Origin of the sequence: Niabella hirudinis, from assembly GCF_051201075.1 — a bacterium.
GTDB classification, from domain to species: domain Bacteria; phylum Bacteroidota; class Bacteroidia; order Chitinophagales; family Chitinophagaceae; genus Niabella; species Niabella hirudinis.
The window spans coordinates 14,757-28,240 of record NZ_JBPEHJ010000005.1; the positions used below are offsets into that span (position 1 = coordinate 14,757).

Here is a 13,484-nt window from a genome sequence, read left to right on the forward strand (position 1 = left end):
ACGAATCCAACCCTAATCTTTAAACTTCAAACCCCGAACAAATACGTGCCTCAAACCTGAAACTTTAAACCTGAAACTTTAAACGGTTCCTCAAAACGCTATCTTTGCGGAAATTTTCAAGCATGTTTCGTACTAAAAACTGCGGTGAGCTAAGAATCGCAGACATTAATAATGAGGTAACGCTGGCCGGCTGGGTACAAACCGTCCGCAAGTTTGGCAGCATTACCTTTGTGGACCTTCGCGACCGTTATGGCATTACACAATTGTTGTTTTCTGAGACCCTGAATGATCAGCTGGATGCCAGCCCGCTGGGCCGGGAATTTGTGTTGCAGATTACCGGAAAAGTAAATGAGCGGAGCAATAAGAATAAAAATATTCCCACCGGCGATATTGAGATCCTCGTAGACCGCTTCTCCATCCTGAATAAAAGCATCACGCCCCCCTTCACCATCCAGGACGATACCGATGGCGGCGATGACCTGCGGATGAAATACCGCTTCCTGGATCTGCGGCGCAATGCGGTGAAGAAAAATCTGGAGTTACGGTATTCGGTAAACCGCGCCACCCGAAATTACCTGCACGAGCAGGGTTTTATGGATATTGAAACCCCCTTCCTGATCAAATCCACACCCGAAGGAGCCCGTGACTTTGTGGTTCCCTCCCGCATGAACCCGGGTGAATTCTATGCCCTTCCCCAGTCTCCCCAAACCTTTAAGCAGTTGCTAATGGTAAGCGGGTACGACCGGTATTACCAGATCGTTAAATGTTTCCGGGATGAAGATCTGCGTGCAGACCGCCAGCCGGAGTTTACACAGATCGACTGTGAAATGGCCTTTGTGGAACAGGAAGACATCCTGAATATGTTCGAAAACCTGATCAAACATATTTTCAAAGCCGTTAAAGGCATCGATTATACCGAAGCCGTTGAACGCATGAGCTGGGAAGAAGCGATGTGGCAATATGGCAACGACAAGCCGGATATCCGTTTTGGCATGCAGCTGCTGAACCTGAAATATCCCTCGCATGTATTTGGCGGAAAACAAAATAATACCCACCTGATTACCGACGCCGGCTTTGGTGTGTTTGATGATGCGGAAACCGTACTGGCCATCGCCGTTCCCGGCTGCAGCGAATATACGCGCAAGCAAACGGATGAGATCACCGAATGGGTAAAGCGGCCCCAGATCGGGATGAAGGGCCTGGTATTTATCAAATGCAATGCCGATGGCAGCTTCAAAAGCAGTGTAGATAAATTTTACAATGAAGACCGGCTCAAAGCCATTGCAACAGCTACGGGGGCCCGGCCGGGCGATCTGATACTGGTGCTGGCCGGCGCGGAAGAACGTACCCGCAAGGCCATGAGCGAGCTGCGCCTCGAAATGGGCAAACGCCTGGGACTGCGGAAAGAAAACGAATTCAAATTGCTTTGGGTACTGGATTTTCCGCTCTTTGAATACGCCGAGGAAGATAACCGCTGGGTTGCCCGGCACCACCCCTTCACCTCACCCAAGCCATCGGATATTGCAACCATGATCGGCAATAATCCCCGGATTGAAAATGCAGCAGAATACCTCAAACATCCGTATGCCAATATCAAGGCCAACGCCTATGATATGATCCTGAACGGGAACGAGATCGGAGGCGGAAGTATCCGTATCTATCAGAAAGAACTGCAGCAAAAAATGTTTGAGGCCCTGGGCATGGACGAGGAAGAACAACTGCATAAATTCGGGTTCCTGCTGGGAGCTTTTGAATATGGCGCCCCTCCGCATGGCGGTATCGCTTTTGGGTTCGACCGTCTGTGCTCCATCCTGGGCGGCAGCGAAAGCATTCGTGATTTTATTGCCTTCCCCAAAAACAACAGCGGAAGGGATATTATGCTGGACGCCCCCGCTACCATCGATAACAAACAGCTGGATGAATTGCAGATAAAGATCGATTTGAAATAACCCGCTGCCCGTTCGGCAGCATTACAGAACAAATACGTAGGACCGGTGGTGATCGCTTATCAGGATGATCACCGGTCTTTTTTATGTCCAACGTTACGACAGATCTGTTAACCCGCGGAAAGGAATTTGAGAAATCCCTCCGCTCCCGGTCGAGGTGACGGTACTCTTCCATCGTTTCGAGCTTGCCGGGCAACCGCTACGTGATTATCCTTCTAACCAGGTCTCAAAATTCCTCCGGCCTGGTGATAACGGAGAGACCTCTCCGCTGCGGTCGAGGTGACAGCAATTTTACGTCGTTTCGAGCTTGCCGAGAAACCTCTACCGAATCATCCTTCTATCCAGGTTTTAAAATTTTTGTATTTTTAAGACCAAATATTAAACCATGCTGCAAATATTGCTCCGGAGCATACCACAACTGATCATTTTAGGAGCCCTGCTCTACTACCTGATCAAAAAAAGAGATCTACTCAGCGTTATCCTTTTTGTCAGCTGCCTGGCAAGTTATGTGATCGGTCAGCTTCAGATCCGGAAATCCATGTCCATTCAGCACGATATCGGTGAACGGCTCCGAACGATGCAATTACTCGGCACCCTTTCACTGATCAGTTATACTGTTTTTGCCGTTGCTTTTTTAATGCTGATCATTGGCATACTTAAACCCGCTGCCGAAAGCTATCAATTTCTTGACGAATCAAAACAAAGCCATGACGAGCAAGCCCAACATCTTTCGTAAAATATCTATCAGAGCCAAAAACAGCCTGAGTCATTCCCCATTAACTATTGACTATTCACCATTCACCATTGACTATTAAACCCATCATAATGAAACGTATTTTTCTATACACGCTTTGCTTATCGGTCCTCATTACGGCATGCAACAAGGAAGACGCTTTTAAGCCGGATAACAGCCTTATTCCACCGCCATCCCAGGCCTATAATAAGTCCAATGTATCTTACGGTTCGGACGCCCTTCAGGCAATGGACATTTACCTCCCCGCGGGCAGATCTGCATCGGCTACCAAAGTATTTATTTTTATACATGGTGGCGCGTGGGCCGAAGGCGATAAAGCAGATGCAGATCATGCCCCGCTGATCGACTCTCTAAAAAGGCGCCTTCCCGATTGGGCTATATTTAATTTAAACTACCGCCTTGCCGGCCTTCAGGGCGTTACCCTTAGGAATAAATTCCCCGCGCAGGAGGAAGATATAAAAAAAGCGATCCAATATATTTACGACCGGCGTCAGGATTTTACTATTTCGGACAAATGGGTATTCGCTGGTGCCAGTGCGGGAGCACACCTGGCAATGCTACAGGGATACAAATACAATAGCCCCATTAAACCAAAAGCGATCATCGACCTCTTTGGCCCCAATGACATGGCCGCTTTATACAATTCATACAACAACTCCGACCCCGGCGAAGCCCTGTTGATCAGTATGCTTATGAGCGGCACTCCATCCAGCAATCCCACTATGTATCACGACAGCAGCCCCTTCAACTATGTAACCGCGCAATCAGCCCCTACGATTATATTTCATGGCGGACTGGATGACGTAGTTCCCAAAGAACAATCTTACACATTAGAAGCCAAGCTCAAAAGTGCCGGTGTGAATACCCAGCTCGTCTATTATGAGAATCAAACCCATGGCTGGTCCGATCCCGCGATTTGGTATGATTGTCTCAATAAGGCACAAGGTTTTCTTAACACCAATGTGCAGTAAATTTAAAGGATAAAGCTGCCGCCCAGTCTGCGCAACTTGTCACCCCCCGGCATGGTCTGTGACTCTAAAAAACCGGCATTGATCTATGATTGATTAAACGTTCCTATGGCGTATATACCTCCGTTAGTTTTACAATTTTCCCCAACACGATCTCCAGCCGGTATAGTTTGCCGGCATATCCTTTTTTCAACTGCGCCAGGTCACTTTTATACAACCGGCTTCCCCCCTCCCGGATTAGCTGTATTCCGCTGCTATCCGCCACCGGCAGCGTTCTGAGTTTTCGCGATCGGTTTTTAATGTAAAAATCATTGGGTACATACCAGGCCGTATCTCCATTGGTCCTCAGCTCAAATTCGGCCTCTCCTGCAAGGCGGGCGGCCTTTACCGCCCTGGATCCGGTAAGCATCGTAACATAGTCCACCACTAAAACATTTACCTTGTTTTGAACAGCAACCTGTTTGATCCATACCAATTGAGATGCAGGTGCCGTTCTCTTCTGAGCCTGTACTCTCAGGCCAACCAGGGGCAATAGGATCAAAAAAAGATGCGGCTTCATTTCCTGTCATTATTTCGGTGTAACAAATTCAAACTGTTCGCCGCCGTATACCAGGGTGGAAAATCCGCCGCGGCCGCTTTGCCAGGGATGGCTATCCTGGTATTTTTTGGCTTACCGTTCAGTCAATTCAAAATTATTCTCCAGGTTGGCAAATCCGTTTGTATACACCGCTTTGGATGTGATGGCATACCCTGCAGCATTATAGCCCTGCGTCCTGGTTTCTGTATAGCTTGTACCGTCCTGCAGATTCCTGGTAGTGACCGTGGCAATTCCGTTCTGACTACAGAAACCGGAGTTCAGCCGCTGCATCGTTAGCTCCGGCTCTACATAGTACTCACTCCTTTTATTGGTATAAGTAAATGTTTTTTCCTGGGTTTGGGTTCCGGCAGCGTTATAGCTTTTTTGTACGGCTATATTCTTCCTGTCGTTCGTAAACTGATATACATCCTTACCATTAAGTCCGCCCGATGGATTGTAGCGCGTTGCTTCGTAACCGGTAGCGGTGTAGCTAAAAATTGTATAGGTAACAATGGAGCCGCCCGGAAGGCTGTAAAAATTCATTTTTGCCAGATTCCCGCCTGCATCGTATTCATAGGTTCTGTAGCCATAAGTGGCGTTATCAAAATCGGCACGAATAATCCTTCCGCTATTATCCCGTTGTGCTGTTAACACATAATTGCCCAAAGAACCAGAGGAGATCGATTGTGTCATTTTTCCGCCGGCGTCAAAAGTGTATTCAATGCTCCAGGCAGAGCTGCCCTGCACGTGGCTGCGCTTTTTTAACAGGCAGGTCTTTTCTGGTGCTGCCTCAACATCTTTATCCTTTTTACAGGCAGTAAGGGCACCGGCTAATAAGCATACAATAAATAGTTTTTTCATTTTCAGATGGTTTTAATTTTATCAGAGCGAAAATACCTGCCGCAGAGGTCGCACACAAATCCAACCGGTGAACGGAAATAAAAAATCGATGAAAGGAGATTTTCTATGAAGAACAGATGCTGGGCACTATACGCTGGATATTAGACGCTGGATGTTAGATGTTAGACGCGGATGTCTATTGTCTAATATCTATCGTCTAACATCTAAAGTCTGCCATCTAAAGTCTAAAACGGCAACACAGCATTTACAACTTTCTTTTCGCCATCGGCATTAAACAAAACCAGGTCTTTAAGCTCAACGGTTTTGTTCTTCACGACAATACGCCCCGTAGATTTTCCGCTTCCGGTAAATTCTTTACTGCCGAGGCCATTTCCAACACCGCTTAACGCTACCGATACAATGCCCGGCTCCGGTTCCGTTGTCGGGAGCATACTGCCACCATCATAGATCTTTAAAGCCGGGTTGGCTGTGGCATCCATTTCGTTGATGAAGGTAACCTGCAGCAGTTCAAAATTGGGATTGGCGGCATCGCCTTCATTGTGCTGACACAACACAGAGAAATTAGACTTTTCCTTATCGCTGCCAAAATACTGCGTGGTAACTTCCGCGCTCACCTCTTTTCCATCGAAACTGAACTTACCGGTTTTGCCCGCTTCACTGCTGGATTCAATTCCATTGCCTGCAGCGACTTCTTTTACCGTATGATCTATTTTCTTATCCGAGTTGCTGCTACCGCAGGCTACAACCAGCAGCGAAAAAATGAGTGTGGGAAAAATGATTTGTTTCATTTGTTTGCTTTTTATCTGTTTTTAAAAATTATTGAATGATGATTGTCCAGGACGCAGCGGTATCCCTGGTGGCGTTCATTATAAATTCTCTTACATCCTTTCCGTTGTTCAAACCAATAGATGCCGTAGCCGGCGCACTCATACCTTCGCTGATGGCAGCCACTACAAACAGGTGCTTCCCCTTGCTGAGTTTGCCCAAATGCAGTTCCAGCGGCTGGCTCAGCAGCTCAATTGTATCTTTTATCAATGCACCATCAAGAAACACTTTTACAGTGTCCCCGTCTTCTGTATCGTTATCCCATATTTTGCAGGTCATTTCTCCAAAGCTCATTACGCTACCGCCCTGCAAATGAAGCGGCGGCAATACCGCTGTGATGACTTCTTTTTTCCTGTTACACATAGAGAAATACAAGACGGCAACGGTCAGTATTAAGCAGGCCACCAGCCATATCGTTCGTTTTCGGTTCATGGGGCAGGGTTTGTATACGTATAGTTAACCGTTTCTGTTGTGATCGTCCTCTTTGCATCAGGATCATACCAGCTTGTCACTATCTGTAGTGGTAACCCCTGCCTGTACTGCGTAGGTATCTTGGGTCCGCCCGGCACATACTTATGTACCATCACCTGTTCATAGGTGATCTTTCGGGTCGAAATATAGCGGGTACTACCCAACTGCTGCCAGCTATGATTATTTTTACTTAAAGGTGTTTCATCTATATAACCGCCGATAAGCGCCAGTGGGTTGAGGCTATGATCGTACCGGTCAAATAAAAACGGGTCTGCCCCATTGGTAGAAAACCCGATCCTTTTTATATTACCAGCTGGATCATAGTGATAAACCGTGGTGCTAACCCGGCTTTCTATCGCTAACTGGTTACCGTTCCTGCTAAAGTTGAAGACATGCACTGTATCAGGCTTATCCGTCTTCTGCGTGTTTACAATCTCTATTCTTTGTACCTGCTTGCTGCCATCATAGTAAATCGCTGTTTTCTGAGGTGAAACTTTCAGGTTATATGTTTTAATATAGCTCTTCAGTTGCCCTTCTTCATTGAACATAAAATTGCTTATAGTGTAGTGCAGTTTCCGGTCCTGTTTATACACTATTTTTTTTATCCGCAGGCGGGCATCATATTCGTAGCTGGTTTCAGACATGAAATCATTGCCTTTAAAGGATATTTTACTGAGCCTCGTTTTTTCTGATGGCTGGGCCATCGCTGCCTGTGAACCGGATAACATCACGATTATCAGGAGTATAAATTTGCTGTTCATATTATTCCTGCTTCATTATAAATTTTAGTTTAAAATCCACTTTGGTATCCGCGGGTGTTTCGGTACGCATAAAATTCCCTTCTATACGATTACCTTCCGCCTCGTTTTTAATACTCAATTCGGTTTTGGGATTTTTATCATCCATCCGCATACTCCGGGTTATAATAAACCGGGCCGTGGTAACCGGATAGGTAAACAGTACGCCTCTCCTGGCAAATGCATTATTGGGATCCGATACAATAATCGCTGTCCGATTGGCATTGGTGGCGCTTAGTTCCATCATGGGAGGCAACAGTTCGATGATCATTCTTCCTTTAACGATTTTGCCTTTTAGCGGAAAATAAAATGCTCCGGGCATTCCCTGCCGCACAATAGCGCCAAAGCCGGGATCATTCTTATTAAGGTTAATGGGCACAACGACCATTTTTAGCCGCTTATAATATTCTTCATCCCATTTCGATTTATCTTCCACCGCCCATATATTATCATCAAACTCCACATCATTTATATTTCCCTCCAGGTATCCGCTGAAATTGGCGCCTTCCTGCTGCATTTTTTCCTTGCGGGCCATCAATGATATTTTGCCCGCGTATTTGTATTTGTAGTATAGGTATCGTTTACCGTTGTTTTTAAATTCCAGCGCATATTCCCCTTCCAGCTCCCCGCTGTATTCTCCGCAAAGTTCTTTACGCACCTGATCGCTGATGAATTGCGTTAGATCACCAATTACGCCGGCGCCGTAGTCAAAGGAAGCCAGGTTGGACAATTTCCCTTCGGCAGATGCCATTGCCTTGCCGGCCTGTACCGCCAAAAAGTTTTCGGCATCCCCGCGCTGATTTTGAGAAGCCACTTCCCGTTTGTAAAATTCCGGCCAGGCCTTATCGATCGCAATATTTTTAATAATCGCAGCAATTTTCTTGCTTTTTATATTCATCAGTGAAGAAAACAGGGCACATCCTTCAGACAATGCGTGAAGCCGTCCGCAAACGTCCTCGCCCTTTAGTTTTGCAGACCCCAGGTTTTCACGAATGCCCTTTACCTCCTGGTTTTGTTCCTGCAGGTAGCTATCCACAGCCCCTGCTTTTTCGGGCATTTTTGTATAGGGGCCAAAGCCGGGAAATTTTAAAATAATCTTATGGGCGTTATCAAGACCCTCTTTCAGATCGTTCAATGCCGTGCGGTATTCTTTTAACCGGTCCTTTGCCCTCTTTACTTTTTCCTTAAGAGCCGGCTCTTTATCCGGTCTCATCAGCTTTTCAGCAATGAGCTGCTCCGTGGCCGATTCTATGGCCGCCATGGTTGCTTCCACCTCCTTGCCGGCCGATTCTATTACTTCCGGGCTGCCCCAGTTCGCTTCCACTTCAAATTCGGCTGTAGCCGTTTTCAGCTTGTCCGGCGAAAAAGCAGTGGCAATGTACCGACCAACAGCTTTGGGTGTATACTTAACAAAAAAATCCCCATCCGATTTATCAGCGCGTACAAATAGCTTATCACTGTTTCCATCCGGCTTTTTTATTTCAATGGCTACCTGCCCGGGGTCCTTATCCAGGCTGGTAGTAGTGCCTTGCAAACGCACCGCGCCATCCGTATACACTTTTCCGGTAACAACCTCCAGGCTAATGGGCAGGCCATCGGTTTTTTCCTGCGAAAACAGCGCAACCGGTGCAATACAAAAGCAGGCAATGGCGTATATTATCTTTTTAACACTACTCATTTCTTAGGGTTTTTAGCTTTTACGGAATATCCGTTCTTCTTAATAGTGTCCGCCACCGCAGCACTTATATCCTTTCCAGAGGAAGGTGTTACATAAACGATGCCCGTATCACTGTCGATGCTCACGCTGCTGACCCCATCCGTTTCTCTTAGTATATGCTCCATTTTTTCCTTACCCGCTGCTGTGGTTATAGAAGTCTGAAAAAGCAACTCCCTGCCTTCAAATTCGGTTCGGGTAACGGTGGCATCCGGTGCTTCGTTTCGTCCGGAGGCTTGCCTTTCCTGGCTTCTCTTTTTGGTCTTTTTTCCTGTGGCCAGGTCCTCTATCGCCTCCACACCTTTATCCACCCCTTCATTTATTTTTTCATTCACTTTCCGATTTACCTTCTCTGCAGCGCTTTCTCTTACGCGGTTCAGTTTTTCTTTCCAGATCTGCGAAAATGCCGGCTGCCAAAAGAAGACCACAATAAAAAACAAACATGCCTTTTTCATCTTTCCAAGTTTATATGTCAAAGAAATACAGACCCTGGCGCATACTCAAAACCACCCGACAAATGGCGGTGAATAATCGATGAACGGAATTGTTGTGTTAATTTGAAAATTTGCTGATTTGATCCGATGCTATCGCACAGGCGTCAGGTTAATTTTTGCTCCTGGAAGCTGCAGCGCAGCGCTGACCCTAGTAGGTAAGCGACAACACGAATGATAAAGGTGCAGCGCACCGGTAATTGTGGCGGGTTGTACAAGCCCGGCGTACGAAATTACCGCCTCGCTGCGTCTACGGACGGTTTTGGGCGTTCATGGTTATAAGGGTTAACGGCGCGCTGCGCCTGTTTGTCATTAAAAGATGAAATATTTTTGATCTGAAAAAGGAGCACGGGCGCAGCGGTTTAGCTGGTTGCCACAACGGCCCTAAGGCTCGAAGATGCACTAAGGTTATGTCCTTCTCTGTGTTTCTTTGTGTCTTCCTTTCTTCGTGGCTCTTATTTCTCGCGGCGGCGCAAGGGAGCAAGGAGGCAGCGGTTTTCCCGGCAGATCACTGCTGTCTTTCCTGTGCTTCAGCATCTCTCTGACAAAAACAAAAGCATTCAGTGTTTCAGTGGCATCAGAGATCCTCAAATTCCAAACAGGATAAAGTATATGTTCCATCATAATGAAAGGATACGGCCGCATGGATCTTCCGGCTCAGCTCATCTACCAGCTTCAGCCCCAGGCCCGAAAGTGATACAGTCTGCGGTTCCTGGCTAATCAGCAGTTCATACTGCTGTTGGGTAAATGCAGTTCCCTGGTTTTTGATCAACAGCTGCGTTTTTCCATTCTCCCGTTTGGCATCAATTTGTATCAGGCTTCCTTCCGGCGCTGCTTTGATCGCATTTTGCAGCAGGTTGCGTAGGATGGTTTGCAAATAATTTGTGTCGGCCTGTATCATCAGTTCTCCTGGAATTGCTATCTCATACTCAATATTTTTTGCATCGCTGTTTAATTGTAGTAAGCGCTGGCAGTCCGTTACAACAGTCCCCATATTTACCGGTTGTATTTTGGCATCAAAAGTATTCATTTGTGTTTTACTCCATAGCAGCAGGTCTTCCATCGTTTCTAACAGCGACCCGGTTGCATTCTGGATCTTGTTGCTCAGCGCGGCTTTTTCATTTTCATCCAGCGCATCAGGATTTAGCTGCTGCAGTTTCAAAAACTGGTACACCTGGTTAATGGGGCTCCGCAGGTCATGGCTGATAATTCCAAACAATTTGGCCTTTGTTTTGTTAGCTTCCTCCAGGGCCAGGTTCAGTTTTCCCAACACATCGGCGTTCCGTTTTTTATTGCGGTAAAACAAAAACAACAGCCCTGCCAGTAATACAAGTGCAATAATGCCGCCCACCAGCCATAGCCGCTGCTGTTGCGCAAAAGAGATCTGTGCCTTCTGTGCTGCTATCTCTTTTACTTTTTCTTTATTCTGAAAACGGGCTTCAGCGTTGGCCATACTTTGCTGCGCAGCCCTTGCGTCCAGCGAGTCCCGGAGCGGCAGGTATTTTGCATAGTACAGATCTGCATCCTGCCATTTCCCCAGTCCCTGATAACAGGCGGCCAATGTTCTCAATACTTTTGCATACAGATCCGTACTAAAGCCTTGGCCTACCGTTTCGGCCCTGATCAGGTAAGGTAATGCCGCTGCATAATTTTTTTGAACCGATAAAGCCCGCCCCATTGTATAGTTAAAAGAACCTATTTCTATTCCATCTTTAACCTTTGTGCCTATCAACGTTGCAGCCTCCGCAAGGTAAGGAGTGGCCGCTGCAGTATTTTGCAGATCCAGATAATATTCTGCATTGGAAAGCTGCGTATTGAACACTACAGACCATCCATCGGTAACATTGTAAGTACGCTGTACCATATTTTTTAATGAGTCTGTATACCGGTGACCGCCAGCGGTATTTCCCATTCTTATATACGAGGTAGCCATTCCCTTGTAGTAAGCACAAATACCTGCCTTATAATTCCATAACAGTGGCCGCGCCTGGCGGTAGAATTCCTGCGCCTTGGTATAATGGTTCATTTTTTCGTACAAGTCGCCAATATTAAAATAAGCTACCCCTACATTAACCGAATCAGCATCCGAGTCTTTATAGCGGCCCTGTTCCATTTCTGTTTTCATCAGTCCGAGACTCTGAAGCCGGTAATTCAGCTCCTGCTCTCGCCAGCCGATCACTCCGTAATAATCAGCCAGCTTTATATAACACGATTTTTTCAGGGAGGTGCTGGTTGTGGTATCAACCACTTTGTTCAGCTCGGCAGCAGTGCGCTCCCGCTCCGAAATATAACCATCCGTATAGTTATACAGATACATCAACTCAAGCAATGCATTAACAATACGCTTATTGTTTTTGGCAAGGCGCGCATAGCGCAGCGACCGTTCATAACAAAAGATGGCCGAATCGGATAGCACTCCCTGGTAGCCTACTCCGATATAGAAATGGAACAGGGAAAGGTTAGCATTATCATCCGGAGCAACCGCAGCAAGCGTTCTACGCGCCAGGGCCTGCGCCTTACCGTACTCCTCTACCTTGTTTAATGAGTCGCAGATCTCTGCAATATGCTGCAATTGCTCTCTTGTTTTCACCGGCTGCGCATGGCCGTAAAATGCAAACAGCGCAAAGCACACCAGGGCAGTTATATAGCGGACAACGTTTCGTTTCATATTGCGGAGCTTATGCTTAAAATCAGTTCCGGTTTTATTAAAATCTCATTTGGGCAACAGCACTGCGATAGGTCTTACCAATCGGTATCGCCGTTGTACCACACACGAGCTTATCCGCATGCTGTTCCCGCACTTTATGAATCGCCACGGCATAGCTGCGATGCACCCGCAGGAATTTTTTTCCCGGCAACCGCTCCAGCAGCCCGGCAAAGGTAGCCAGCGTCATATAATTTTTATGCTCCGTTACTACCTTGGTATAGTCCTGCATTGCTTCCAGATAAATAATATCATGCTGCGGTAGTTTAATAAGGCTATGCCCATCCTTAATTACAAGACTTTCTTTCTCAACCAGCACTTCATAAGCAGCAGCCTTTTTACGAATCGCCTGGTATTCCCTGATCCGCTGTACACAAAGCGCAAAACGCTCCGCAGTAAGCGGCTTTAAAATATAATCAAGAGCCGAGTGTCTGAATCCTTCCAGCGCAAATTCCGCATGCGAAGTAATAAACACACAAGCGGGTACTTTATTTTTAATCCGGCTGATCAGATCCAGCCCCGTTAGCCCGGGCATATCAATATCGAGAAACACCACATCCGGTTCGTTAACTTCCGCAAATAGTAACCCTTCTGAAGAATCGGTGAAATAGCCGGCAGCTTGCAAAACCGGGTGGGCCGCCACATACTCCTTCAGCACCAATTGGTCTACCAGGTCATCATCAATTACCACATAGCGAATCGGATCTGTCATAAACAGGTTATTATGCCTTCAAAGATAAAAATTTTACGTAGGTTTGGCAGACTATTAAAGGAGACTGCATGAGTATCCCCGGTTTATTGGAAACAGAAAGACTGCTGCTAAGGCCCACATCAGAAGATGATGCCCCTTTTCTTTTTTATTTGATGAACTCACCCAAATGGCTAAAGTTTATCGGCAACCGGGAGATCACCTCTTTTGAAAAAGCCCGGAACTATATTCTGCAGCGCATACAGCCGCAACAGCAGCGGCAGGGCTTTGGAAGCTTCACCGTTATCCGGAAAGCCGATGGTAAGAAGATGGGCACCTGCGGCCTTTACCATCGGGAAGGGTTAACAGCGCCGGATATCGGCTATGCCCTTCTTCCTAAATTTGAACACAGGGGCTATGCTTTTGAAGCCGCGCAAAAGATCCTTGAAACCGGTTTTGAAACCTTCCGCCTCCAGCAGATCTTTGCGATCACCATGCCGGGCAATAACGCCTCGCAAAGGCTCCTGGAAAAACTGGGATTAAAATTAAATGGAATGTTCCTGCTTCCGGGAGACCAGGAAGCATCCTGTCTGTTCCGGCTGACACAAACGGACTGGGTTTCCACCCATCATCCAAAGCTGCTGCTCCACCCCCCCGGGCTTTAAGTCCAAAAATCAGCCGGTCTTTA

The 13,484-nt window shown here is 46.8% G+C and carries 13 protein-coding genes; 4 read left to right on the forward strand and 9 right to left on the reverse strand.

All coding sequences use genetic code 11. From position 1 onward, the window contains the following. The first annotated feature begins 122 nt into the window (after nucleotides 1-122). The 3 genes from aspS (at nucleotide 123) to GGU45_RS10940 (ending at nucleotide 3,671) form a co-directional block, all read left to right on the forward strand. Nucleotides 123-1,949: an aspartate--tRNA ligase gene (aspS, locus tag GGU45_RS10930; RefSeq protein WP_435224662.1), complete on the forward strand. Its 1,827-nt coding sequence runs from the start codon at nucleotides 123-125 to the stop codon at nucleotides 1,947-1,949. A gap of 382 nt (nucleotides 1,950-2,331) precedes the next feature. Beyond that, complete coding sequence (locus tag GGU45_RS10935) at nucleotides 2,332-2,682, forward strand: hypothetical protein (RefSeq protein WP_435224663.1); 351 nt, start codon at nucleotides 2,332-2,334, stop codon at nucleotides 2,680-2,682. A gap of 89 nt (nucleotides 2,683-2,771) precedes the next feature. Beyond that, nucleotides 2,772-3,671, forward strand: coding sequence for an alpha/beta hydrolase fold domain-containing protein (locus GGU45_RS10940; protein ID WP_435224665.1), 900 nt, complete (start codon nucleotides 2,772-2,774; stop codon nucleotides 3,669-3,671). A 103-nt stretch (nucleotides 3,672-3,774) separates the two neighbouring features. Here the strand turns inward: GGU45_RS10940 and GGU45_RS10945 are convergent, their stop codons facing one another. From GGU45_RS10945 to GGU45_RS10985, 9 genes are all read right to left on the reverse strand, one after another. Continuing rightward, nucleotides 3,775-4,227: a hypothetical protein gene (locus tag GGU45_RS10945; protein WP_435224666.1), complete on the reverse strand. Its 453-nt coding sequence runs from the start codon at nucleotides 4,225-4,227 to the stop codon at nucleotides 3,775-3,777. 111 nt (nucleotides 4,228-4,338) lie between these two features. Further along, nucleotides 4,339-5,106, reverse strand: coding sequence for a hypothetical protein (locus GGU45_RS10950; protein ID WP_435224668.1), 768 nt, complete (start codon nucleotides 5,104-5,106; stop codon nucleotides 4,339-4,341). A gap of 224 nt (nucleotides 5,107-5,330) precedes the next feature. Further along, nucleotides 5,331-5,894 (reverse strand): hypothetical protein, encoded by a 564-nt coding sequence (locus GGU45_RS10955; RefSeq protein WP_435224669.1) that lies wholly within the window; start codon nucleotides 5,892-5,894, stop codon nucleotides 5,331-5,333. A gap of 28 nt (nucleotides 5,895-5,922) precedes the next feature. Next, entirely contained in the window at nucleotides 5,923-6,363 is a 441-nt protein-coding gene (locus GGU45_RS10960; RefSeq protein WP_435224671.1) for a hypothetical protein, read from the reverse strand. Continuing rightward, nucleotides 6,360-7,163 carry a hypothetical protein gene (locus GGU45_RS10965; RefSeq protein ID WP_435224672.1) on the reverse strand — a complete coding sequence of 268 codons (804 nt, stop codon included), beginning with the start codon at nucleotides 7,161-7,163 and terminating at the stop codon, nucleotides 6,360-6,362. Before GGU45_RS10965 ends, GGU45_RS10960 begins: the two co-directional genes overlap by 4 nt. A gap of 1 nt (nucleotide 7,164) precedes the next feature. Continuing rightward, nucleotides 7,165-8,877, reverse strand: a complete 1,713-nt coding sequence (locus GGU45_RS10970; RefSeq protein WP_435224673.1) for a hypothetical protein — start codon at nucleotides 8,875-8,877, stop codon at nucleotides 7,165-7,167. Continuing rightward, on the reverse strand, nucleotides 8,874-9,368 hold the full coding sequence (locus tag GGU45_RS10975) for a hypothetical protein (RefSeq protein WP_435224675.1): 495 nt from the start codon (nucleotides 9,366-9,368) through the stop codon (nucleotides 8,874-8,876). Before GGU45_RS10975 ends, GGU45_RS10970 begins: the two co-directional genes overlap by 4 nt. A 613-nt stretch (nucleotides 9,369-9,981) precedes the next feature. Next, nucleotides 9,982-12,072, reverse strand: a complete 2,091-nt coding sequence (locus GGU45_RS10980; protein ID WP_435224677.1) for an ATP-binding protein — start codon at nucleotides 12,070-12,072, stop codon at nucleotides 9,982-9,984. Between the two features lie 37 nt (nucleotides 12,073-12,109). After that, complete coding sequence (locus GGU45_RS10985; protein WP_435224679.1) at nucleotides 12,110-12,820, reverse strand: LytR/AlgR family response regulator transcription factor; 711 nt, start codon at nucleotides 12,818-12,820, stop codon at nucleotides 12,110-12,112. A gap of 68 nt (nucleotides 12,821-12,888) precedes the next feature. Between GGU45_RS10985 and GGU45_RS10990 the strand changes: the two genes are divergently transcribed. Beyond that, entirely contained in the window at nucleotides 12,889-13,461 is a 573-nt protein-coding gene (locus GGU45_RS10990) for a GNAT family N-acetyltransferase (protein ID WP_435224680.1), read from the forward strand. Nucleotides 13,462-13,484 lie beyond the last annotated feature (23 nt).